Annotated in this window: 21 protein-coding genes and 1 tRNA gene; 14 read left to right on the forward strand and 8 right to left on the reverse strand. The window is 68.2% G+C overall.

Annotation, left to right across the window (positions count from 1 at the left end):
• Nucleotides 1–138: nitric oxide synthase oxygenase (locus ACIHAX_RS18340; protein ID WP_364433017.1), on the forward strand; the 138-nt coding region annotated here is incomplete at its 5' end.
• Between the two features lie 249 nt (nucleotides 139–387).
• Here ACIHAX_RS18340 and ACIHAX_RS18345 read toward each other — a convergent pair.
• The 3 genes from ACIHAX_RS18345 to ACIHAX_RS18355 form a co-directional block, all read right to left on the reverse strand.
• Nucleotides 388–472 (reverse strand) — tRNA-Ser (locus tag ACIHAX_RS18345).
• Nucleotides 473–496: 24 nt separating this feature from the next.
• The gene (locus ACIHAX_RS18350; RefSeq protein WP_397278643.1) at nucleotides 497–997 is read right to left on the reverse strand and encodes a MarR family winged helix-turn-helix transcriptional regulator; all 501 of its coding nucleotides are present in this window, start codon (nucleotides 995–997) and stop codon (nucleotides 497–499) included.
• Nucleotides 998–1,038: 41 nt separating this feature from the next.
• Nucleotides 1,039–2,217 (reverse strand): alpha-hydroxy-acid oxidizing protein, encoded by a 1,179-nt coding sequence (locus ACIHAX_RS18355; protein WP_355073055.1) that lies wholly within the window; start codon nucleotides 2,215–2,217, stop codon nucleotides 1,039–1,041.
• A gap of 117 nt (nucleotides 2,218–2,334) precedes the next feature.
• Here ACIHAX_RS18355 and ACIHAX_RS18360 point away from each other — a divergent pair, with 117 nt between their 5' ends.
• Nucleotides 2,335–3,339, forward strand: a complete 1,005-nt coding sequence (locus tag ACIHAX_RS18360; RefSeq protein ID WP_364433011.1) for an NAD(P)H-quinone oxidoreductase — start codon at nucleotides 2,335–2,337, stop codon at nucleotides 3,337–3,339.
• A 7-nt stretch (nucleotides 3,340–3,346) separates the two neighbouring features.
• Here the strand turns inward: ACIHAX_RS18360 and ACIHAX_RS18365 are convergent, their stop codons facing one another.
• Entirely contained in the window at nucleotides 3,347–4,549 is a 1,203-nt protein-coding gene (locus tag ACIHAX_RS18365; RefSeq protein WP_355073057.1) for a cysteine desulfurase-like protein, read from the reverse strand.
• 253 nt (nucleotides 4,550–4,802) lie between these two features.
• Here ACIHAX_RS18365 and ACIHAX_RS18370 point away from each other — a divergent pair, with 253 nt between their 5' ends.
• The 7 genes from ACIHAX_RS18370 (at nucleotide 4,803) to ACIHAX_RS18400 (ending at nucleotide 11,534) form a co-directional block, all read left to right on the forward strand.
• Nucleotides 4,803–5,405 (forward strand): bacterial proteasome activator family protein, encoded by a 603-nt coding sequence (locus tag ACIHAX_RS18370; protein ID WP_355073058.1) that lies wholly within the window; start codon nucleotides 4,803–4,805, stop codon nucleotides 5,403–5,405.
• A 225-nt stretch (nucleotides 5,406–5,630) separates the two neighbouring features.
• Entirely contained in the window at nucleotides 5,631–6,512 is an 882-nt protein-coding gene (locus ACIHAX_RS18375) for an ABC transporter permease (protein ID WP_379249917.1), read from the forward strand.
• 10 nt (nucleotides 6,513–6,522) lie between these two features.
• Nucleotides 6,523–7,359: an ABC transporter ATP-binding protein gene (locus tag ACIHAX_RS18380; protein WP_355073060.1), complete on the forward strand. Its 837-nt coding sequence runs from the start codon at nucleotides 6,523–6,525 to the stop codon at nucleotides 7,357–7,359.
• Nucleotides 7,360–7,429: 70 nt separating this feature from the next.
• Nucleotides 7,430–8,446: a glycosyltransferase family 2 protein gene (locus tag ACIHAX_RS18385; protein ID WP_355073062.1), complete on the forward strand. Its 1,017-nt coding sequence runs from the start codon at nucleotides 7,430–7,432 to the stop codon at nucleotides 8,444–8,446.
• A 273-nt stretch (nucleotides 8,447–8,719) separates the two neighbouring features.
• Nucleotides 8,720–9,766 (forward strand): ribosome small subunit-dependent GTPase A, encoded by a 1,047-nt coding sequence (gene rsgA, locus ACIHAX_RS18390; protein ID WP_397278647.1) that lies wholly within the window; start codon nucleotides 8,720–8,722, stop codon nucleotides 9,764–9,766.
• A gap of 56 nt (nucleotides 9,767–9,822) precedes the next feature.
• Nucleotides 9,823–10,539, forward strand: a complete 717-nt coding sequence (locus tag ACIHAX_RS18395; RefSeq protein WP_364432969.1) for a hypothetical protein — start codon at nucleotides 9,823–9,825, stop codon at nucleotides 10,537–10,539.
• Between the two features lie 143 nt (nucleotides 10,540–10,682).
• Nucleotides 10,683–11,534 carry an NAD(P)-dependent oxidoreductase gene (locus ACIHAX_RS18400; RefSeq protein ID WP_355073068.1) on the forward strand — a complete coding sequence of 284 codons (852 nt, stop codon included), beginning with the start codon at nucleotides 10,683–10,685 and terminating at the stop codon, nucleotides 11,532–11,534.
• A 101-nt stretch (nucleotides 11,535–11,635) separates the two neighbouring features.
• On the opposite strand, the gene ACIHAX_RS18405 is transcribed toward ACIHAX_RS18400, so the two are convergent.
• Both ACIHAX_RS18405 and ACIHAX_RS18410 read right to left on the reverse strand, forming a co-directional pair.
• Entirely contained in the window at nucleotides 11,636–13,546 is a 1,911-nt protein-coding gene (locus ACIHAX_RS18405) for a glycosyltransferase (RefSeq protein ID WP_364432963.1), read from the reverse strand.
• Between the two features lie 134 nt (nucleotides 13,547–13,680).
• Nucleotides 13,681–14,217: a GtrA family protein gene (locus ACIHAX_RS18410; RefSeq protein WP_355073072.1), complete on the reverse strand. Its 537-nt coding sequence runs from the start codon at nucleotides 14,215–14,217 to the stop codon at nucleotides 13,681–13,683.
• 147 nt (nucleotides 14,218–14,364) lie between these two features.
• Here ACIHAX_RS18410 and ACIHAX_RS18415 point away from each other — a divergent pair, with 147 nt between their 5' ends.
• A complete protein-coding gene (locus tag ACIHAX_RS18415; RefSeq protein WP_355073074.1) occupies nucleotides 14,365–15,339 on the forward strand; it encodes a glycosyltransferase in 975 nt (324 codons plus the stop codon).
• On the forward strand, nucleotides 15,336–16,928 hold the full coding sequence (locus ACIHAX_RS18420) for a DUF2142 domain-containing protein (RefSeq protein ID WP_356963358.1): 1,593 nt from the start codon (nucleotides 15,336–15,338) through the stop codon (nucleotides 16,926–16,928). The genes ACIHAX_RS18415 and ACIHAX_RS18420 overlap by 4 nt, the downstream gene beginning before the upstream one ends.
• 36 nt (nucleotides 16,929–16,964) lie before the next feature.
• On the opposite strand, the gene rfbB is transcribed toward ACIHAX_RS18420, so the two are convergent.
• Complete coding sequence (gene rfbB, locus ACIHAX_RS18425) at nucleotides 16,965–17,981, reverse strand: dTDP-glucose 4,6-dehydratase (protein WP_397278650.1); 1,017 nt, start codon at nucleotides 17,979–17,981, stop codon at nucleotides 16,965–16,967.
• Nucleotides 17,982–18,288: 307 nt separating this feature from the next.
• On the opposite strand from rfbB, the gene ACIHAX_RS18430 reads away from it, so the two are divergent.
• Nucleotides 18,289–18,996, forward strand: coding sequence for a hypothetical protein (locus ACIHAX_RS18430; RefSeq protein WP_355073080.1), 708 nt, complete (start codon nucleotides 18,289–18,291; stop codon nucleotides 18,994–18,996).
• 273 nt (nucleotides 18,997–19,269) lie between these two features.
• Here the strand turns inward: ACIHAX_RS18430 and ACIHAX_RS18435 are convergent, their stop codons facing one another.
• Complete coding sequence (locus ACIHAX_RS18435) at nucleotides 19,270–20,259, reverse strand: alpha/beta hydrolase (RefSeq protein ID WP_355073082.1); 990 nt, start codon at nucleotides 20,257–20,259, stop codon at nucleotides 19,270–19,272.
• Between the two features lie 225 nt (nucleotides 20,260–20,484).
• Here ACIHAX_RS18435 and rfbA point away from each other — a divergent pair, with 225 nt between their 5' ends.
• Together rfbA and ACIHAX_RS18445 are read left to right on the forward strand one after the other, a co-directional pair.
• Nucleotides 20,485–21,357, forward strand: a complete 873-nt coding sequence (gene rfbA / locus ACIHAX_RS18440) for a glucose-1-phosphate thymidylyltransferase RfbA (RefSeq protein ID WP_355073084.1) — start codon at nucleotides 20,485–20,487, stop codon at nucleotides 21,355–21,357.
• Between the two features lie 2 nt (nucleotides 21,358–21,359).
• Nucleotides 21,360–21,908, forward strand: coding sequence for a dTDP-4-dehydrorhamnose 3,5-epimerase (locus ACIHAX_RS18445; protein WP_364433006.1), 549 nt, complete (start codon nucleotides 21,360–21,362; stop codon nucleotides 21,906–21,908).
• Nucleotides 21,909–22,019: the final 111 nt, after the last annotated feature.

A 22,019-nucleotide genomic window follows, 5' to 3' on the forward strand; every position in this document is an offset into this window, starting at 1 on the left:
CCCACCGACTGGTCCTGGATCAACCCGCCGATCTCCTCCGGCCTGACCCCGACCTTCCACCGCTACTACGACCCACCCGACATGGACATCCGGCCGAATTTCGTCCGCAGAGACTTCCGCGTGGGCATGGGACTATAACCAGCGGCGGTTCCAACGGGACAGTGCCGAGCCAACAACTGAAGGTCCAACCGTCAACGGCAACCCCGGCCATCAGCGGGTGCCCGGACCAGCAATGTGACCCAGCCAGCAGCGAAAGACCCGGCCCAACCCACAGCGGGGTCCGGGGGCGACGCCCGCCGGGCGGGGTGTGGGGTTGCACCCCCACAAAACATTGCGAAACGAGCCCGGCTCATGCTCTCCATGAGCATGGGCCAGCGACGAGTGGAGCGGAGACGGAGGGATTTGAACCCCCGGTCGCTCTCGCGACGCTCGCTTTCAAGGCGAGTGCATTCGGCCGCTCTGCCACGTCTCCAGGGACCTGATCGTAGCGGACGGCTCAGCCGGAGTGCTTGCCGATTTCCTCGTCGACGCGGCCGAAGACGTCGGCGATCACCTCGAGCTGGGCCGGAGCCAGCAGGTCGATGAAATTGCGGCGGACGGCTTCGACGTGGCCGGGCGCGGCGGTTTGCAGGCGGCGCAGGCCCTCGTCGGTGAGTTCGGCGAGCACGCCGCGGCCGTCCTCCAGGCAGGTGTTGCGGCGGACCATCTTCTGTGCCTCCAGCCGCCGGATCTGGTGGGTCAGCTTGCTGCGCGAGGACAGCACGCCGTCGGCCAGCTCGCTCATCCGCAACGAGCGGTCGGGCGCCTCGGAGAGCAGGACCAGGATCCGGTATTCGGCGACGGTCAGGTCGCTGTCACGTTGCAGCTGACGATTCAGTGCCGTCATCAGGCGCTGGTGGCCGTCCATGTACGCGCGCCAGGCGCGCTGCTGGGCCGGGGTGAGCCAGCGGGGCTCAGCCACGACGCGACCGCTCGGTTCGGGATGCACGGTGGTCATTCTATGCGCGACGAACTGCCGAAATGGGCAACTCTCGCAGGTCAGCGCACCGTGGACAGCAGTGCGCGGTTCACCGCGGCCGGGCTGGTGCATCCGGCGAGGCCGAGGGTGGAGTCGAAATCGGCGAGCAACGTGCGCAGCGCGTGCCGTACCCCCGCGGCGCCCGCGAGCCCGAGGCCATAGGCCCACGGCCGCCCGTACAGCACCGCCTTCGCACCCAGGGCCAGCGCCACGAGCACGTCGGAACCGGTGCGCAGGCCGGAGTCGAACAGGACGTCGGCGCGGTCGCCGATGGTGGCCACCACCGCGGGCAGCGCGTCCAGCGCCGCGATCGAGCCGTCCACTTGGCGGCCGCCGTGATTGCTCACCACCACCGCATCGGCGCCGGCATCCACTGCCTGACGCGCGTCGTCCGGGTGCAGGATGCCTTTCACCGCGATCGGGAGATCCGTCCATTCGCGCAGCAGCGCGAGGTCCGCGAGCCGCAGCGTGTGGTTGCCGAACAGGCCGACCCAGGTGAGGATGGCCGTCCGCATCGCCTCCTCGCTCTCCTCCGGCGCGGCGGGCAGCTTGGCCCGGAACACCGGGTCGGACAGGTAGTTGGCGATGCCCTTGCCGTGCAGGAACGGCAGGTGCGCCTGTTCCAGGTCGCGCGGCCGCCAGCCGAGGGTCGGAGTGTCCACGGTGACCACGATCGCCGAAGCTCCGGCCTGCTCGGCGCGCCGGACGAAAGAGCAGGCCAGTTCGTCATCCGCGGGCCAATACAGCTGATACCACCACGCACCGGCCGCCGCGCCGACGTCCTCGATGGTGGAGGAAGCGGCCGTGGACAGCACCGTGCCGAGGCCGAGTTCCTTGGTCACCTCCGCCACGATCACCTCGCCGCCCTCGTGCAGGAGTTCCAGGACGCCGACCGGCGCGGTGAGCACGGGCGCGGCCAGTTTCGTGCCGAGCACCTCGACGGACAGATCCCGGGCGCCGGGGCCGGTGGAGCCGCGCAGCATCCGCGGCAGGATGCGGTAGCGGTCGAAGGCGGATCGGTTGGCGGCGGCGGTGCGCTCCGCGGACGCGCTGCCCGCCACGTAGGCGAAGGCGGCCGGATCCAGCCGCTCCCGCGCCAGCGACTCCAGACCCGCTGCGGTCATGGGCAATTCGGGTCTCACGCCGCCCAGACCGCCGAGGTAGATCTCGTTCTGGAAATCGATGAAGCCGCCACTCATCACCGGAACGGTAGTCCGTGACGCCGGTCACCGCAGGCCGCTTGCCGGATCGGTCCGGAAAGGACGGCTCCGGGGGCCAGGGCGCGGCCGTCCGTCCGCGCGGAGCACTATGGCATGGTGCGCGCTATAGATCTGAACGGTTTCGGCGGTCCCGATGTCATGGTCTTGGCCGAAGCGCCGGAGCCGAAGCCGGGACACGGAGAAGTGCTGATCGAGGTGGCCGCCGCGGGTGTCAACCGGGCCGATCTGTTGCAGCGTCAGGGCTTCTACCCGCCCCCGCCGGGAGCCAGCCCGCTACTCGGCCTGGAATGCTCCGGCGTGATCGCCGGAATCGGCGACGGAGTGCGCGACTGGGCGGTCGGCGATCGAGTGTGCGCGCTGCTGTCCGGCGGCGGCTACGCCGAGCGGGTCGTGGTGGCCGCCACCCAGGTGCTTCCGGTGCCGGACGGCCTGGACCTGGGCGCGGCGGCCGGGCTGCCCGAGGTGGCGGCGACCGTGTGGTCGAACCTGGTGATGACCGCGGGCCTGCGAGCCAACCAGCTGGTGCTGATCCACGGCGGCGGCAGCGGGATCGGTACGCACGCCATCCAGGTCGCCAAGGCCCTCGGCGCGCGCGTAGCGGTGACCGCCGGATCGGCCGAGAAGCTGGCGCGCTGCGCGGAACTCGGGGCGGACGTGCTGATCAACTACAAAGAGGACGACTTCGTCGCGGCCGTGCGTGCCGAGCGCTCGGGCGCCGGCGGCTCCGGCGCGGACGTCATCCTCGACAACATGGGCGCGGCCTACCTGGGACGCAACGTCGACGCGCTGGCCGAGCACGGCCGCCTCGTGGTTATCGGCATGCAGGGCGGAGTGACCGCCGAACTGAACCTGGGCGCCCTGTTGCGCAAGTGGGGCACCGTCCACGCCACCAACGTGCGCGCGAGGCCCGCGACCGGAGCGGGCGGCAAGGCCGAGATCGTGGCGGAGGTGCGCGGGCAGCTGTGGCCGTTGATCGCCGACGGCACGGTGGCGCCCGTCATCGCGGCCGAACTGCCGATCGAGGAGGCCGCCGAAGCGCACCGGCTGCTGGACTCCGGCGAGGTGGTCGGCAAGGTCGTGCTGCGGGTGGCGGAACTCTGAGCGGCGCTCACTCCAGCGCCAGCAGCGCCCTGCCGAGCTGATCGATCTCGAACTTGGTGGTGTAGGGCGCGAGCCCGATGGTCACGGCGCCGCCCTCGTCGTTGACGCCGAGCGCGTCCAGCAGCCTGCTGCCGCCGTGCACACCGCTCACCGTGCCGATCCGGTTATCGGCGAGCTTCGCCGCGACCTTCTCCGCCTGCATGCCCGCGAGCGTGAAGCTGACCGTGGGAATGCGGGTGGACGCGCGGCCGATCACGGTGAGGCTCGGGATCGAGTCGAGCATGCTCATCAGGTGCTCGAACAGCTGGTCGTGGTAGTCCTGCAACGAGGTGATCGACATCTCCAGCCGCTCGCGCCGGGTGCCGTGGGCCCGCTCGTCCAGCCCGGCCAGGAAATCGATCGAAGTGGTCAGGCCCGCGAGCAGCGCGTATTGGTGCCCGCCGACCTCGAGCCGCTCGGCGCCCTTCGCATAGGGGTTGAGCGACATGGACGGGATCCGATCCAGGAACGCGGGGTCACGGAAGACCAGCGCGCCGATCTGCGGACCGCCCCACGCCGGTGCGCTCAACGCGACGACGTCGGCGTTCAGTTCCTCGATGTCGATGAGCGCGTAGGGCGCGGCGCCGAACGCGTCGGCCACCAGCAGGCCGCCCACCTCGTGCACCCGGTCCGCGGCAACCCGCACGGCGGGCGCCGAGCCGACGATGGGCGAGGCGGCGGTGAGGGCGACCAGCCGCGCAGTCGGTCCGATCAGCTCCTCGAACTGCCAGGACGGCATCTCGCAGGTCTCGATCTCCACCTCGGCCCAGCGCACGTGCGCGCCGTAGCGGTTGGCGATGCGCAGCCACGGCGCGACATTGGCCTCGTCGTCCAGCCTGGACAACACGATGCCGGTGCCGAGTCCGAGGCGGGAACTCAGCGATTCGGCCAGCCAGGCCAGCAGGACCGCACGGTCGGGACCGAGCACGACACCCGCCGGGTCACCGCCGACCAAGTCCGCGACGGCCTCGCGGGCCGCGTCCAGAATCGCCGCGCTGCGCACGGCCGCGGCGGTTCGGCCGATATGCGAGAAGGAAGAAGTTCGGAAACCCGTTGAAACGGCCCGGGATACCGCGTCCGGGATCAGCATGCCCGCTTGCGGGTCGAGATGGATCCAGCCGTCGCCCAGGGACGGTATCAGGCCCCGAACCCGCGCGACGTCGTAAGTCATGCTGGCCACTCTAAGGGCAGCAGGCGAGCCTGTGTAACCGCGTTCCCCTCCACATCGTGGCGAGAGCACAGCGACCTGGGACTCAGCATGGCGACCGACTTTCGACAAATCCGAATCACACGACCCGAACAGAATAGAACGCCGGCTCCCAGGGCGGTGCGTACCAGGGCCACGCGCCGCGCCCTGCCCAGTGTGCCCCGTCCGCGGAACACCGGCTTAGCGCGTTCGGAGCGAACACGACATGATAGGGACCATGACGCACTCGGACGAGGCACCGGACCACATCGTCGTTGTCGGACCCGACGGCAGGCCGTTGGCCATCCCGGCGGCGGCCGGACCGGGGGCTCCCTTCACCGCGCAGGTCGTGACCGACGATAACAAGGACGAGTCGGGCGATCGGGACGACTCCGGCGAATCGCTCGCCGACATGGTCGAGCAGCCCGCGAAGGTCATGCGCATCGGCACCATGATCAAGCAGCTGCTCGAGGAGGTGCGCGCCGCCCCGCTGGACGAGGCCAGCCGCAATCGCCTGAAGGAGATCCACACGTCCTCCGTGCGGGAGCTGGAGCAGGGCCTCGCCCCGGAACTGCGGGAGGAACTCGAGCGGCTCACCTTGCCGTTCACCGACGACGCCGTCCCGACCGACGCCGAGCTGCGGATCGCGCAGGCCCAGCTGGTCGGCTGGCTGGAGGGCCTGTTCCACGGCATCCAGACCGCGCTGTTCGCCCAGCAGATGGCCGCGCGCGCCCAGCTCGAACAGATGCGCCAAGGCGCGCTACCGCCCGGCCTCAACGCCGCCGACCCGCGCGGCGGTCAAGCCGGTCACGTCACCGGCGGTTCCGGCCAGTACCTGTGAGACCGGTGACGCGCGTGTGCCACGCGGCGGCGGGAAGCGGCCGGGGTAGTCTCGTGCACCGTGCCCGCCGCTGCCGCTCGCTCCGACTCGGTCTCCGATCCGAGTGCGGTGCGTCCTGAAGAGAGCTCAGTTGGTTCCGATGACCAAGCACGTTCAGATGACAGCTCGCCGACCCCCTCGGCCGAGCACACGGAGCGTTCCGGCGACGACTCACCGGAGGACACGGTGAGCGCGGCAACACCGGAGACGGAGACCCTGCACGCCGGAGCCACCGTGGCGAAGATCGTGCCGGACTCCCAGACGTTCCGGCGCGCGTTCCAGGACTTCGCGGTCGGCTTCGCGCAGCGGGAGCTGTGGCTGTCGCTCGGCTGGCAGGACATCAAGCAGCGTTACCGGCGCTCGGTGCTCGGTCCGTTCTGGATCACCATCGCCACCGGCTTGCAGGCCGTGGCGATGGGTGTGCTGTACGCGGCGCTGCTCGGCCAGCCGCTGCGGGAGTACCTGCCCTATGTGACGGTCGGCTTGATCATCTGGAACGTGATCAGCGCGAGCATCCTGGAGGGCTCCGAGGTCTTCATCGCCAATGAGGGCCTGATCAAGCAGCTTCCTTCGGCCTTGAGCGTGCACGTCTACCGGCTGGTGTGGCGGCAACTGCTCTTCTTCGCCCACAACATGGTCATCTACGTGGTGATGCTCGCCGCGTTCGGCGTGTGGCGCCATCTCGGGGTGGCCAGCCTCATGGCGATTCCGGCGATCGCGCTGATCTTCCTGAATTCGATGTGGGTGTCGATCGTGTTCGGCATCTTCAGCACGCGCTACCGCGACATCGCGCCGATTCTCGGCAGCACGACGCTGATGCTGTTCGTGCTGACCCCGGTCATGTGGACGACCAAGACGCTGCAATCGCAGATGAACAACGGCGATCGCGCGAAGCTGGCCGAACTCGTGCCGACGTTCCACTATCTCGAAATCGTCCGGGCGCCCCTGCTCGGCGAACCGCAAGAACTGCGGCACTGGCTGGTCGTCGGCGTGATCACCCTGCTGGGCTGGATCGTGGCGATCCTCGCGATGAAGCAGTTCCGTTCGCGCGTACCGTACTGGGTATAGGAGCGCCCCGATGAGTCGTGTGAGTATCGAGACCCAGGAAGCCTGGGTCGAATTCCCGATCTTCGACGCCAAATCGCGGTCGTTGAAAAAGGCGTTCCTCGGCAAGGCCGGCGGCGCGATCGGACGCAACAAATCCGACGTCGTCGTGGTCGAGGCCCTCCGGGACATCAACCTGTCGCTGAAAGAGGGCGACCGGGTGGGCTTGGTCGGGCACAACGGCGCGGGCAAATCGACGCTGCTGCGCCTGCTCTCGGGCATCTACGAACCGTCGCGGGGCAGTGCGCGCATCCGCGGGCGGGTGGCTCCGGTGTTCGACCTCGGCGTCGGCATGGACCCGGAGATCTCCGGCTACGAGAACATCATCATCCGCGGACTGTTCCTCGGACAGACCCGCAAGCAGATGCTGTCGAAGATCGATGAGATCGCCGATTTCACCGAGCTCGGCGAATACCTGTCCATGCCCCTGCGCACCTATTCCACCGGTATGCGGGTGCGCCTCGCGATGGGCGTGGTCACCTCGATCGATCCCGAGATCCTGCTGCTCGACGAGGGCATCGGCGCCGTCGACGCGGAATTCATGAAGAAGGCCCGCAAGCGGTTGCAGTCGTTGGTGGCGCGTTCGGGCATCCTGGTCTTCGCCAGCCATTCGAACGAATTCCTCGCGCAGTTGTGCGACACGGCGTTGTGGATCGACCACGGCCAGATCCGCTTGCGTGGCGGCATCGAAGAAGTGGTGCGAGCCTATGAGGGGCCGGAGGCGGGGAATCACGTCGCGACCGTGCTGCGCGAGATGGAAGCGGAGCGGGGCGAGAAATCAGATCGAGAATTGGAGCGGAATCAGGCATGAGCGGTCAGGCCCGGAGGCGGCAGCGAAGCGTGACCACGGAGGGCCCCGCACATGCCGGGAAGGCCACAGCATGAGTGAGCCGACCGGGCAGGACACCCCGATCGACGAAGGGGCGCAGGCCCGGATCGGCTCCGCACCGGAGGATGCCGTCGAGCTCGCCGATCCCGCCGCGGAATCCGCGGCGCCGGACCCGGATTCGCAGCCGCGCATCGTTGCCGTCGTCGTCACGCACAAGCGCCGCGAACTGCTCGCCGAGTCACTGAAGGTCGTCACCTCGCAGTCCCGGCCGGTGGACCACCTGATCGTGGTGGACAACGGCAACGAGACCGAAGTCGCCGATCTGGTGCGCGACCAGCCGGTGGAATCCACCTACCTGGGCTCGGCGCACAACCTCGGCGGCGCGGGCGGGTTCGCGCTCGGCATGCTGCACGCGTTGAGCATCGGCGCGGACTGGGTGTGGCTCGCCGACGACGACGGCAGGCCCGAAGGCCCCGACGTGCTGTCCACCCTGCTGGACTGCGCGAACCGGCACGGTCTGGTCGAGGTTTCGCCCGTGGTCTGCGATATCGACGAACCCGACCGTCTCGCCTTCCCGCTGCGCCGCGGCGTGGTCTGGCGCAGGCTGCGCTCGGAACTCGGCGACGACGACTTCCTGCCCGGCATCGCCTCGCTGTTCAACGGCGCGCTGATCTCCGCGCGGGCGGTCGACGTGATCGGCGTGCCGGACCTGCGCCTGTTCGTGCGCGGTGACGAGGTGGAGGTGCATCGCAGGCTGGTGCGCTCCGGGCTGCCGTTCGGCACCTGCCTGCAGACGGCATATCTGCATCCCAACGGTGCGGCGGAGTTCAAGCCGATTCTCGGCGGCCGGATGCACACGCAATATCCCGACGATCCGGTGAAGCGCTACTTCACCTACCGCAACCGCGGCTACTTGATGTCGCAGCCGGGTATGCGGAAATTGCTGCCCCAGGAGTGGGTTCGCTTCTCCTGGTTCTTCCTCGTCACCCGCCGCGACCCGGCCGGCCTGCGCGAATGGTTCCACCTACGCTCACTCGGCCGCCACGAGCAGTTCGGCAAGCCCGACTGAGCTCGGAAGGTCGCCCGCGCGGCGCCTCGGATCAGTCCGATGCGTGGCGCTTCCGACCCGAATCGGTAATTCGGTTGTGCGGAGCCGGAGTCGAGTGCAAGAGTGGGCAGAACTGCGAGAGAGGCAAGGAGGTGTGGACCGTGACGAGGAACGTTCGGGTTGTCGTGTTCAGGCGAGCTGACGTCGGTCATGCCGCCACACGAAACTCCACCTCATTCTCCGCTCGCTGAACCCTTCGTCGGGTTCGGCGCCCGACGAAGGACTCCTTCCATCATGGTCGTCCACGACCTTCTCGTCCCTTACGGCTGGACCGAAGCCGTTGCCGCGCAGTACGCCTCGATGATCGAGGAAGACTGTGTGCCCGCGCGAGTGATCCGCATGGATCGCAGCGAATGCGATGTGGCCACGCCCGACGGGCTCGCCCGCGCTCGTTGCCCGCGCCCGGATTCCGAGGTCAGTGGGCTGTGCACCGGCGACTGGGTGACCGTCGACGCCACCTCGGCGGTGCGCCGGTTGCTGCCGCGCCGATCGGCGATCATGCGATCGTCGGTCTCCGGCCGGTCCCAGGGCCAGGTGCTCGCCGCCAACGTCGACACCGTGCTGATCTGTGCCGCCGCCGACGGCGACGTGGATCTCGGCCGCATCGAACGCCTGCTCGCGCTGGCCTGGGAGAGCAATGCCCAGCCGATCGTGCTGCTCACCAAGGCCGACGCGGCCGACGACCTCCCGCTCGCCCAGGTACGCGCCGTCGCGCCGGGCGCTGCCGTGCTCGAGGTGAGCGCGAACACCGGCCTCGGGCTCGACGTGCTCACGGCGCTGCTCGACGGCACCGTCGCGCTGCTCGGACCCTCCGGTGCTGGGAAGTCGACTCTCGCCAACGCGCTGCTCGGCGCGGAGGTCTTCGCCACCACCGCGGTTCGCGACACCGACAAGAAAGGCAGGCACACCACGGTGCACCGGGAGCTGCGCCCGCTGCCCGGCGGCGGCACCCTGATCGATACGCCGGGGCTGCGCGGCGTCGGGCTGTGGGACGCCGCCGAAGGCATCGAGAAGACCTTCAGCGACATCGAAACCCTTGCCGCCCAGTGTCGTTTCGGCGATTGCGCGCACCACGGCGAACCCGGGTGCGCGGTGCGGGAGGCGATCGACAACGGCGAACTCACCCAGCGCAGGCTCGACAGCTACGACAAGCTGGCCCGGGAGAACGAGTGGATGCGGGCGCGCACCGACAAACGGCTGCAAGCCGAACGCGAGCGAGCCTGGCGGGACATCAGCAAGCAGCACCGCAAGATGTTCCGGGAGCGGAACTCGCGACGCTGATCGAGCGGGGGCACGGTAGGGTGCCCTTCGCATCGTTCGCTATCTGGGAGGGATAGATGAGTCAGCCCGGCGGGTACCCGCCACCCGGTCAGCAGCCCGGCCAATGGCCCGGACAGCCGACATTCGGTCAGCAGCCGCCAGTCGGCCAGTACCCGCCTCAGCAGGCGCCCGCGCAGTACGCGCCGCCCGCGGGGCAGCATCCGAGCCAACCGCATCTCGCCCAACCTCAGGTGGGCCAGTCGCCATACGGGCAGCCCGCGCCCCAATTCGCCCAGCCCGCACCGCAGTACGGGCAGCCGCAGCCCTACGGCCAGCCGCAACCGTACGGTCAACCGCAACCGTACGGTCAACCGCAGCAGTTCGGCCCGCAGGGCTACGGCAGGCCCGCCGATCCGCCGGGCATCACCATCGATGCCTCGTACTCGCTCTGGACGTTCATGCTCGGGCTGACCAAGCCGAAGATCCTGGTCAACGGACAGCGGGTGCCCAACACCCGTTGGGGCGCGAACCACATCCCGGTCGGCCCGGGCCAGTACCACGTCCGGGTCACCACCCCGTGGTTGTTCGACATGGGTTCGGCCAACGTGACCGTGCCGATCGCCGAGGGACAGGCCGCGCGGTTCTACTACAAGCCGCCGGTTGTGATCTTCCTCAACGGCGCGATCGGACCGGTTCCGCAGAAAGCGCCGGGCCTGCTGTTCCTGTACATCGTCTGGGCCCTGGTCGGCCTGATGTTCTTGCTGAACATCGTGCTCATCGCCGCCACGGCCTGAACCGGAAGAGGGCACCGGCACGCCGGTGCCCTCTCTTCGCACCACCTATGCAACTGGTTGCATAACGAGCGGGTTTACGCTTAGTCTGCAAGCGCGTACAGCCGCGGGCTGATGCCTGCGGCGGAAACGAAGGAGCAGGTCAGATGACGGAACCGGGATCCAAGCCGCTAGCGGGCCGGACGATGATCATGTCCGGCGGCAGTCGCGGCATCGGGCTGGAGATCGCCAAGCGGGCCGCGGCCGACGGCGCCAACATCACCCTGATCGCGAAGACCGATCAGCCGCATCCCAAGCTGCCGGGCACCATCCACACCGCCGCCGCGGAACTCGAGGCGGAGGGTGGGCAGGTACTGCCGTTCGTCGGCGACGTTCGCGTCGACGAGTCGGTGGCCGAGGCGGTGCGCCAGACGGTCGAGCGGTTCGGCGGCATCGACATCGTGGTGAACAACGCCTCCGCGATCGACTTGTCCCCCACGGACGCACTGCCGATGAAGAAATACGACTTGATGCAGGACATCAACTGCCGAGGCAGCTTCCTGCTGTCCAAGCTGAGCATCCCGCATCTGCGCGAATCGGCGAAGGCCGGGCGCAACCCGCACATCCTGACGCTGTCCCCGCCGCTGAACCTGGACCCCAAGTGGGCGGGCATGGCGCTGGGCTACACGATCGCCAAGTACGGCATGTCGCTGACCACGTTGGGGCTGGCCGAGGAACTCAAAGGCGACGGCATCGGCGTCAATTCACTGTGGCCGCGCACCACGATCGCCACCGCGGCGGTGAAGAACCTGCTCGGCGGCGAGGAGATGGTCTCCACCTCGCGCACCCCCGACATCTACGCCGACGCCGCCTACCTGGTGCTCACCTCACCCGGCAAGGAAACCAGCGGCAACTTCTTCATCGACGATGATGTCCTGGCCGCCCACGGCATCACCGACCTGGACAAGTATCGCGTCACCCCGGGCGACGGCGAACTCACCACCGACCTCTTCCTGTAGGCCTCTCCGCGTCTTCAGGCCGGATTCAGCTGCCGCGGCAGCAGCGTTCGCGGCTACATCGGGGACGGGCTGGTCGGCCCGTCCCCGATGTACCAACGAACTCAGCGGTCGCGCTGACCTTCGATCCCGTACAACCGCTCCCAATTCTCGCGGCTGGTCAATTCCGGCATGGCCGCGCGGTACTGCGCCTGGACCGTGGGCAGCTCACGGCGCAGGCGACGCAGCACACGCACCATCCGACGCAGCAGCCGCAGCGCGCGGGCCTTGTCGCGCCGACGCACCCGGACGCCGGACTGCGAGGCGTCGGTGACCACCACGTGGTCGAACAGCGAGACATGCCACCAGTAGGCGTCTTCCCTGGTGACGCCGATGATGCCGTGCTGGGTGCGGCCCAGCCACTGATTGATCGCGCGCTTGATCAGCACCAGCTTCGCGCGGCTGGGTTCCCCACCGGCACGGCGCAACTGGATGTCCGCGGAAGGGACCGGCGGCGTCGAGGCCGGATGCTTGATCGTCTCGGCGTAGTCGGCCCGGCTGCTCCGCGCGGCGGCCAGCGCCTCGATACCGCCGTCCCGCAATACCTTCGGGCCCTTCAAGAAGTCCTCGATGCCCTGCAGGGTGGTGTGCACCAAGCCGTACTGCATCGCGACCAGCTGCTCGGACATCTCCCGGAACAGCCGGCCCGAGATGTCCTTACCGTCCAGCTCGGTGTGCAGCGAGCCGACGATCAGCGAGTTGCGGGTGCTGAAGTAGCGCGCCCAGTCGTCGTAGTCCTTCCAGTAGAAGTCCGCGTGCCAGACCGCGGCGTTGGGGAGCGTGACGGTGACGAAACCGTGCTCGCGCGCCCGGATGCCGTACTCCACGTCGTCCCACTGGAAGAAGATCGGGATCGGCAGGCCGATCTTCGCGACCACCTCGGCCGGGATGAGGCAGGTCCACCAGGCGTTGTAGCCCGCGTCCACGCGGCGCTCCTGGTTCTTCTTCAACATGCTGGTGTTGCGCAGCGCCTTGGGCACCTTCTGGCCGTGCCGCAGCCGGTTCAGATGCACTTCCTCGGCGCCGACGTTGAGGTAGTCGGGGTTGAGCAGGAACAGCATCTGCGCGCCGACCAGGGTCGGTTCGACCGTCAGGTTGGCGAACGCGTTCAGGCGCAGCACCGTCTCCGGTTCGCACAGGATGTCGTCGTCCATCAGGATGACGTCGGCGTGCTCGTTGACCGCGGACACCTCATACAGCCCCCGGGTGAAGCCGCCCGCGCCGCCCAGGTTGGGCTGACGCAGGTAGCGCAGCTTCTCACCGAGGACCGGTGCGACCTCCTGGTAACGCGGCCGGTTCTCGACCAGATCGGTGCCCTGGTCGACGACGTACACCGCGTCGATCGCGGCGAGCACGGTCGGGTCGGAGGACAGCGCCGCGACCGTCTCGGCGCAGTCCTCGGCACGGTTGAAGGTGCAGATCGCGATGGCGACCGGACGGACGCGTTCCGGCGCGACGGCGGTCCAGCTCAACTCCGCGATGCCGAGCGCGCCGCCGATGGCGTCGAACTCCAGCCACAGCGCGCCGCCGTCGACGTACTGGTCCAGCGGGGCGGTCAGGGTGACCGAACCGCTCGCGTCGACCCGCTGGGTGTCGATGATCCTGCGGTGACCGGCGATGTCGGAGGCCACCAGACGGATGTTCGCCTTGGCGGCGACGTCGAGCACCATGCTGACCCGCACATCGGTGACCGTGGTCCAGCGCTGCCAGTAGCTCGCGGCGAACCGGCCGAAATAGGTGTTGGTGTGCGCGGTCGCGCCCTTGTCCAAACGCAGGGTCTGGCGTTCTCGGTGCGCGCCACCTTTCACGACGGCGTACAGCTCGTCGCTCACCTTCGCCGACGGACCGGCGAAGATACCGCGCTGGAGCACGAGCCGGTCCGGCGCCCGATGGTCGGCGCGCAGCGCGGCAGGCGCCTCAGCGGCCGTCGAGCGATCGTTTGTTTCGGTAACGGCCTCGATAGCCGACTGATCCATGAAATCCTCGAAATTCTCATTGTGCCGGACGGGACAGACACGCCCCTCGATGCCTTCACGGCGGGGGTGAGGATATCAACCGCCCTGTGCGGATGCCCGCCGTACGGCCACGCCGACGTGTGCTCGAAGCATTGCTAAACGTTCGCCGATTCGTTGTCGGTGGCGCTGCCGGTACCCGCTCGCGCTCCGGTGAAGACGAACTTGTCATAGGCCCAGTACCGGAACACCACGGCCACGATCTGCCCGATCAACGTACCGGAGATGTTGTCCGACAGCGGGCTGGACAGGTCGAGCACGTAGCGGGAGAAGCCGAGACAGCCCAGTTGCAGGCCGATCGCGACGACGTTGAACACCGCGTACAACAGGTATTCGCGACCGGGATTGTCAGTCCGCTTGTGCGCGAAGGTCCACCACTTGTTGCCGAAATAGGTCACCACCGTGGCCACCGCGATCGCGATGATCTTTGCCGGCAGTGGGTAGTGATAGAGCACGCCCTCGCCACCCCAGAAGACCAGGAGGTTGTACGTGCCCGCGTCCACCAGGAACCCGATCGCGCCGACCACCAGGAAAGCCCCGCCTCGGCGCAGCGCGGTGAGCACCTTGCGAACGATCGCTTCGGTCTCCTGCGTCACTGGCTCGTCCGCGGGCGCGGTGGACTCACTGGATGGCACGGCCCGACGGTACCGCAGGAGCGCCGAAGCGCCCGCGCGGGGAAATTCCGCCTCCGCACACGGTGAGGTCGGCCACGCGCAAACTGTGAGTTCCCTGTACCCTCCCCGTGTTCCCACATTCACCACCGATCGCGAGGATTGACCCGGGTGGACTCCACCGAGCTCCGTATTGCCGCCGTGGTTCCGTGTCACAACGAAGAGGCCTCGATCGCCAAGGTCGTGGCCGATCTGCAGGCCGCCGTGCCGGGAATCGTCGTCTACGTCTACGACAATCTGAGCACGGACAAAACCGCCGAGCGCGCACGCGAGGCCGGAGCGATCGTGCGCCACGAGCACACCAAGGGCAAGGGCAACGTGGTGCGCCGCGCCTTCGCCGACATCGAGGCGGACGTGTACTTGATGGTCGACGGCGACGACACCTATGAGGCGTCCGCCGCGCCGCTGATGATCAAGACGTTGCTCGACGGCCCCTACGACCATGTGCTCGGCGTGCGCAAGCAGGACGAGGGCGCCTCGGCCTACCGCGCGGGCCACGAGACCGGTAACAAGGTGCTCAACGGCGTGGTCGGGAAGGTGTTCGGCGAGAACGTCGAGGACATGCTCTCCGGTTTCCGAGTGTTCTCCCGCCGGTTCGTGAAGAGCTTTCCGGCGGTGTCTCGTGAGTTCGAGATCGAGACCGAGCTCACGGTGCATTCCCTGCACCTGCGGGTGCCGCGGACGGCGGTGCCGGTCGGCTTCCGTGATCGTCCGGCGGGCAGCGAGAGCAAGCTGCGCACCTATCACGACGGATTCAAGATCCTCGCCCTGATCATCGGGCTGGCCCGGCACGAGCGGCCGGTCGCGTTCTACGGCCTGTTCGGCACGCTGAGCTGGTTGGTCTCGATCGTCCTGACCATTCCGATCGTCGTCGAGTTCTACAACACCCACACGGTGCCGCGGTTCCCGACGCTGTTCCTCGCCTTCACGCTGCTGCTGCTCGGCAGCCTCGCCTGGACCGCGGGACTGATCCTCGACGGCATCCGGCGCTCCCGCCACGAGGCCGCGCGCCTGGTCTACCTGCGCTACACCGCGGTGGGCGCGGAGGACCCGCGCAGCGCGAGCAACGGCGGAGCCGGGCGTTGACGACCTCGGCGGATCGGGCCGCGACGCCGGAGGAGAATCTGGGCGAGCGTTCGGACACCGCGCCGCTACCCGCCACCGACACCGCGCCGCTACCGGCTGTGGACGCCGAGGCGGCGACCACCGGCACGGACCGGTCGGCGAAAGGTCTCGCGGAGCGAGTGGTGACGCGCCTGGGCGCGGCGACGATCGCATTCACCCTGCTGGCGACGATCTTCGGTGCGCTGTTCACCGTTCTCACCCCGCCGTTCTGGGGTCATGACGAGATCACTCAGTTCGGTCGCGCCTACCAGGTCGCGCACGGCGGGTTCCTGCCGCAGCGGATCCACGACGATCGCGGCATCGCCTACGGCGGCGACGTCCCGTCCAGCATCACCGAGCTGATGGGCTACGCGCTGCGGGACTACTCCACCAACCCGGACGAGCCGGATCCCATGGTGGCCGACCCGGCCCGCTACGACCAACTGACCGGCGCCGCGGTCTCGGACGCCACCGAACCGGTGTGGTTCACCAATACCGCGGCTTACTCGCCGATCCCCTACATTCCGGCCGCTATCGGCATCCGCCTCGGCGAACTCTTCGGGCTGAACGTGGGTGGCCTGCTCCTGCTCACCCGGTTCGCCGGACTGGTGGCCTATCTCGCTGTGGTCGGGTTCGGCCTGTACGCCTTGCGTGCGCACCGGGTGCAGTGGCTGGCGTTCACCGTCGCCGTGCTGCCGATCGCGGTGTTCCAGGCGGGCACGGTGACCGCCGACACCATGACCAACGCGCTGGCCATCTTGGTCTCCGCGCTGCTGGTGAAGGCCATGTTCCTCGGCATGCGACTGGGCCGGGTGGAGATCGGCGCGCTGCTGGCCGCGACGATCCTGCTGCCGGTGAGCAAGCCCACCTATGTGTTGCTCGCGCTGCTGGTCGCCCTGGTTCCCGCCGACCGATTCGGATTCAGCGGGTGGCGGCGCGGGATTCCGTGGGTGTTCGCCGCGGCGGGCGCGCTAGCGTTCGCGGTGTGGATGAAGATCGCGGCGCCGACCGGCGACGGCATGGGCCTGATGCGGCCGCCGCACCAGTGGCACTCGGTGCGTCCCGGCGACCAGCTCAGCGGCATCCTGCGCGATCCACCGGAGTTCGTGCACGTGTTCGGCGAGAGCATCGCCCTGCGCGACCAGCGCTGGTTCAGCCAGTTCTTCGGTGAACTCGGCTTCGCCTACGTCGACGTGCCCGCCATCGCCATGCTGGCCTGCCTGCTCGCGTTCGCGGTGAGCATCGGCATCGCGGAACGGATGACCGTCCCGGCCTTCCGCCGCACCCTGATCGTCGCGCTCACCATGGCCGCGAGCGTCGCGATGATCTACGTGACGCTGTACATGTCGTTCACGCCGGTCGGCTACTACATCATCGACGGCGTGCAGGGCCGCTATTTCGTGCCGCTGGCGATCGTGACGCTCGCGGTGCTGCTGCGCTGGATGCCGCTGCGGCTCACGGACTCCGCGGGGAAGACCCCGACGGTGGGCCCGGCCGTCACCGTGCTGGTGGCGACGAGCGTGGCGCTGATCGCGGCGGCGGCGAAGTACTACACCATCGTCTGGGGCTGAGCGGCGCGACGTCTCGGGTATCTCCCGGGGCGCCTTTCAGTCGCCCGCCGCGCTGAGAGTCCGCTCGCCCGCGGCGAGGTAGGCGTGCTCGGTGGCGGCCTTGTACGGGCGCCACCAGTTCTCGTTGTCCCGGTACCACTGAATCGTCGCGGCCAGTCCGGCGCGGAAGTCCGCGTAACGGGGGCGCCAATCGAGTTCGGAACGCAGCAACGTCGCGTCGATCGCGTAGCGCTGGTCGTGGCCGGGCCGGTCGGTCACGTGGTCGAAATCGTCGGGGTCGCGGCCGAACTCCGCGAGGATCATCTGCACCACGGACTTGTTGTCGAGTTCGCCGTCGGCGCCGATCAGGTAGGTCTGCCCGATCCGGCCCCGGCGCAGGATCTCCCACACGGCGCGATTGTGGTCGTCGACATGGATCCAGTCGCGTACCTGGTGTCCCGCCCCGTAGAGCCGGGGACGGAGCCCATCGATCAGATTGGTGATCTGGCGCGGGATGAATTTCTCCACGTGCTGGTAGGGCCCGTAATTGTTACTGCAGTTGGAGATCGTGGCGCGTACGCCGAACGAGCGGGTCCACGCGCGCACCAGCAGATCGCTCGAGGCCTTGGTGGCCGAGTACGGGCTGGACGGGTTGTAGGGGGTGGTCTCGGTGAAGGCCGGATCGTCCGGGGCGAGGTCGCCGTAGACCTCGTCGGTCGACACGTGGTGGTAGCGCACGTCGTGCCTGCGCACGGCCTGCAGGAGGGAATAGGTGCCGACGATATTGGTCTGCACGAACGGCCACGGCTCGGCGAGGGAGTTGTCGTTGTGCGACTCCGCGGCGAAGTGCACCACCGCGTCCACGCCGCTGACCAGTTCGTCGACCAGGTCGAGATCGGCGATGTCGCCGTGCACGAACTCGATGCGATCGGCCACCGGGTCGAGCGAGGCTCGGTTCCCGGCATAGGTCAGGGCGTCGAGGACGGTGACGGCCGTATCCGGGTGGGCGGACACGGTCTGCTGGACGAAGTTCGCGCCGATGAATCCGGCGCCACCGGTGACGAGCAATCGCACCCCATGACTGTACGTGGGGGCCCGCCGCACCGGCGACGGACTCGAAACCCCGTGCGGCCAAACCGAACTCCCAGGTTTTCGATCTGTGACATTCGTCTCATTGACTTCCCATCGATTGGAACCCTCAGATTGATATTGCACGGAAAAGCCCGGTCAGCGCCCCTATTTCCGCGACCCCACCAAGCCATGGGTCTCGATGGTGAACAAAATTTGAATAAACAGTCACAAGGGGTTCACCACGCGTTAGCTGGTCTAGATTTTGCTCGTCTAGTCCCCTCCGAACGCTTCAATCGAGGTTCCAAACAAAATGCTGATGAGGAAATTCGCCGCGACGTCGGCACTGCTGATCGCCGCCCTCGGCGTCACCGCCGGCACCGTGAACGCGGCTCCGGCCGCCGAGGCCGATGACGCGGTGAACTTCACCGCTCACGCGACCGACACCCAGTCCATCATCACGACCGATGCCGGTTCCATGGTCGTCGAGGATGGCGTTTTCAAGGTCAAGGCGGCCAACGGCAACGTGCTGACCGGCATGCCGATGACCTTCCGGGTGGATGACTTCGAGTTCCCGATCGCTGCCGAGATCGCGGACCACACCGCCACCCTGACCCCGCAGTTCGACATGGCGCACGCGACCTACAAGCCCGTCGCCCTGCCGTTCGAGGACAAGGCGCCCTGGAAGTCCGAGTACGACCGTGAGCAGGCCGCCTTCAACCGCATGAAGGACACCATCTCGACCGGCGCGACCATCGGCACCCTGGTCGGCGGCATCGGCGGCGGCGCCGTCGGCTGCGTGCTCGGCGGCATCGCCGGCGCGACCGTCGCCTCGGCGGCCATCGTCGGCCTGTTCGGCGCGTTCATCCCGGCCGCGGCCATCGGCTGCCTCGGCGGCATCATCGCCGTCGGCGCGCTGGGCACCCTCGCGGGCCAGCTGCTGATCACCGCCCCGGTCGCCATCGGTGCTGCGATCCAGTACTTCACCACCATCAACCAGCCGTTCGTCGCCCCGAAGTAATCCGCGACCGTACGGACAACTGAAAACGAATCGAAGCCCCCTCCGCGCTGTCCACGCGGATGGGGCTTCATTCATCACCGCCGCGAACGAAAGTTAACTAATCCTGAACAAAAAGTGAAGCGCCAAGATTGCGACGTCGTGACCTCGGCTATCAAGGACAGATAACTTCGATTCGGAAATAATTTCGCCCGGAGCAGCGCACCACCCCCGCACAGACGCGAGCCCCGTCCCGTCTGATGCGGGGCGGGGCTCGCCTGGGCAGGGCCCGACCGGTTACGCCGTCCGAGCCCGCTGGTCCCCTTCGATCCTGGCCCGCACGAACCGCGCGACCCGCGCCAGCGCCGCCCTGCTCTCCGGCAGATTCGGCGCGATGCTCATGAAGGCGTGGACCTGGCCGCGCCACAACTCCAAGGCGTTCGGCACGCCCGCCGCGGTGAGCCGCTGCGCCATCAGTTCGGAATCGAAGCGCAGCACCTCGTCCTCGGCCGCGACCAGCAGCACGGGCGGAAGCGCGGACAGCACCGCGTTGACCGGCGACAGGCTCGGATCCAGCGTCCCGTCGACCTCCGCGCCGATGCGCACCACCGCTTCCAGCGCCGACAGCGGGATATACGGATCGCGCGCGACGTTCACGTAGTCCCGCTTCGCCGCGTAGTCCAGGTCGAGCAGCGCGCTCAAGCCGACCAACCCGGCCGGTGCGGGCAGCCCCGACTCCAGTGCCAGCAGGGCGGTCGCGAAGGTGAGGTATCCACCCGCCGAATCACCCGCGAAGATGATCCGCCCTGGATCCGCGCCATGGCGCAGCAGCCAGCGATAGGCCGCGAGGCAGTCCCCCACCGAATCGCTGATCCGCGTCCGGGGCAACTGGCGGTACTCGACGTTGATCACGGGCAGGCCGGTGCGCCGGGCCAGGCTCGCCGCGACCGGGCGATGACTACGGGTACTGCAGATCGCGAAGCCACCGCCGTGCATGTACAGCACCGCGCCGTGGCGCAACGCACGCGACGCACCGGCCGGGCGGATGATCTCCAGGCGGATGCCGTGCAGCGACACCTGCTCTCGATCGATCCCCTGCGGTCGAGGACGCAGCCGCGCCAGCCCGTCGACGGTGGCCGCGCCGACCGGGATGGTCGTCCTCGTCACCGGGAAGGTTCGCAGCACCGGGCGGACCACGCCCATGCAAGTGGCCAGCAGCAGACGCGATTGCGCGCTGGGGCCGTTCGGATTCATCACCGCACCGGGCTCGCCGTCTCTGGTCGACATCGCGCACCTACCTCACAACTGGCGCGCCGAATCACGACCGGACCGTGCCCAGGCGAGCTGTCGGCGCTGACATCTCACACAGTGTCTTTTCAGAACACCATGCGCATCGTGACCTACGCAACAGAATCGCTCGAAGCCCGCCGCCGCGGAACGCCCGTAACCGAATCGAGGACTACTCGGAACCTCACCGAATCCCGGAGCCGCGAAACTGGCAGACTCCAAGGCATGCGCGGAATCATTCTGGCGGGCGGCACCGGCTCCCGGTTGCACCCGATCACGCGCGGGGTGAGCAAGCAGCTGGTCCCGGTCTACGACAAACCCATGGTCTACTACCCCCTTTCCACGCTGATGCTCGCGGGGATCAGGGACATCTTGGTGATCACCACGCCCGAGGACGCGGCGGCGTTCCGGCGGCTGCTGGGCGACGGCACGCAGTTCGGGCTGTCCCTGAGCTACGTGGTCCAGCCGGAGCCGGACGGCCTGGCCAGGGCCTTCGTCCTCGGCGCCGACCACATCGGCGGCGATTGCGCCGCACTGGTGCTCGGCGACAACATCTTTCACGGCCCCGGCCTCGGCACCAGCCTCAATCGCTTCCACGGAATCGACGGCGGCGCGGTGTTCGCCTACTGGGTGTCCGACCCGACCGCCTACGGCGTGGTGGAGTTCACCGAGGGACGCGCGGTGTCCATCGAGGAGAAGCCCAAGACGCCGCGGTCGAACTACGCCATTCCAGGGCTGTACTTCTACGACAACGACGTGGTGGAGATCGCCCGGTCGCTGCGTCCGTCCGCCCGTGGCGAGTACGAGATCACCGACATCAATCGCGCCTACCTGGAACAGGATCGTCTGAGCGTGGACGTGCTCGCCCGCGGTACCGCCTGGCTGGACACGGGTACCTTCGATTCCCTGCTCGACGCCGCCAATTACGTACGCACCATCGAGGAACGGCAGGGCCTCAAGATCGGCGTCCCCGAGGAGGTGGCCTGGCGGATGGGCTTCATCGATGACGAGCGGTTGTGCGCGCTGGCCGAGCCGCTGGTCCGCTCCGGCTACGGCCGCTACCTGCTCGATCTGCTCGAACGCGGACGGGACTGGTGAGCATGGAGTTCCGGGAACTCGCGGTGCCGGGCGCGTGGGTGATCACGCCGCGCCAGCACGGCGACAGTCGCGGCATGTTCCTCGAGGGGTTCAAAGCCTCGGAGTTCGAGAAGGTGACCGGGCGGCCGTTCGACCTGCGACAGGTCAACTGCTCGGTGTCGGCCGCGGGGGTGCTGCGCGGGATCCACTACACCGAGGACCCGCCCGGACAGGCCAAGTACGTGACCTGCGTGCGCGGCGCCTTCCTCGACGTGGTCGTCGACCTGCGCCCCGGCTCGCCGACCTATGGCCGCTGGGACAGCGTGCTGCTCGACGACGTCGACCGGCGCTCGGTGTTCCTGTCCGAAGGGCTCGGCCACGCGATCCTCTCGCTGGAGGACGGCTCGACGGTCACGTATCTGTGCTCCCTGGAGTATCAGCCGGAGTTCGACCACGATATCGACGCGTTCGATCCCGCGCTCGGCATCGAGTGGCCGCGGGTGGGGCGCGACGGCCGGGAACTCACTTTCGTCCGCTCCGCGAAAGACACCGCGGCCCCGCCGTTCTCATGAGCGGCATGAGGATATCGCCCGCGCCGAGCCGAGCGTGGTGAGACGCGCAGCAGACGCGGTCCGCGCCGAGCCGAGCGGCGCGAAGGCAGTCCGGAAGTCCGGGCTCAGCGA

This window comes from Nocardia sp. NPDC051929 (assembly GCF_044548645.1).
Classification (GTDB): Bacteria; Actinomycetota; Actinomycetes; order Mycobacteriales; family Mycobacteriaceae; genus Nocardia; species Nocardia sichangensis.

What these genes read in the sequence shown, in the direction of transcription:
- ACIHAX_RS18350 (WP_397278643.1), bottom strand. Translation starts at nt 997, where the DNA reads ATGACCACCGTGCATCCCGAACCGAGCGGTCGCGTCGTGGCTGAGCCC.
- ACIHAX_RS18355 (WP_355073055.1), bottom strand. Translation starts at nt 2,217, where the DNA reads ATGAGTGGCGGCTTCATCGATTTCCAGAACGAGATCTACCTCGGCGGT.
- ACIHAX_RS18365 (WP_355073057.1), bottom strand. Translation starts at nt 4,549, where the DNA reads ATGACTTACGACGTCGCGCGGGTTCGGGGCCTGATACCGTCCCTGGGC.
- ACIHAX_RS18370 (WP_355073058.1), top strand. Translation starts at nt 4,803, where the DNA reads ATGACGCACTCGGACGAGGCACCGGACCACATCGTCGTTGTCGGACCC.
- ACIHAX_RS18380 (WP_355073060.1), top strand. Translation starts at nt 6,523, where the DNA reads ATGAGTCGTGTGAGTATCGAGACCCAGGAAGCCTGGGTCGAATTCCCG.
- ACIHAX_RS18385 (WP_355073062.1), top strand. Translation starts at nt 7,430, where the DNA reads ATGAGTGAGCCGACCGGGCAGGACACCCCGATCGACGAAGGGGCGCAG.
- rsgA (WP_397278647.1), top strand. Translation starts at nt 8,720, where the DNA reads ATGGTCGTCCACGACCTTCTCGTCCCTTACGGCTGGACCGAAGCCGTT.
- ACIHAX_RS18395 (WP_364432969.1), top strand. Translation starts at nt 9,823, where the DNA reads ATGAGTCAGCCCGGCGGGTACCCGCCACCCGGTCAGCAGCCCGGCCAA.
- ACIHAX_RS18400 (WP_355073068.1), top strand. Translation starts at nt 10,683, where the DNA reads ATGACGGAACCGGGATCCAAGCCGCTAGCGGGCCGGACGATGATCATG.
- ACIHAX_RS18405 (WP_364432963.1), bottom strand. Translation starts at nt 13,546, where the DNA reads ATGGATCAGTCGGCTATCGAGGCCGTTACCGAAACAAACGATCGCTCG.
- ACIHAX_RS18430 (WP_355073080.1), top strand. Translation starts at nt 18,289, where the DNA reads ATGCTGATGAGGAAATTCGCCGCGACGTCGGCACTGCTGATCGCCGCC.
- ACIHAX_RS18435 (WP_355073082.1), bottom strand. Translation starts at nt 20,259, where the DNA reads ATGTCGACCAGAGACGGCGAGCCCGGTGCGGTGATGAATCCGAACGGC.
- rfbA (WP_355073084.1), top strand. Translation starts at nt 20,485, where the DNA reads ATGCGCGGAATCATTCTGGCGGGCGGCACCGGCTCCCGGTTGCACCCG.
- ACIHAX_RS18445 (WP_364433006.1), top strand. Translation starts at nt 21,360, where the DNA reads ATGGAGTTCCGGGAACTCGCGGTGCCGGGCGCGTGGGTGATCACGCCG.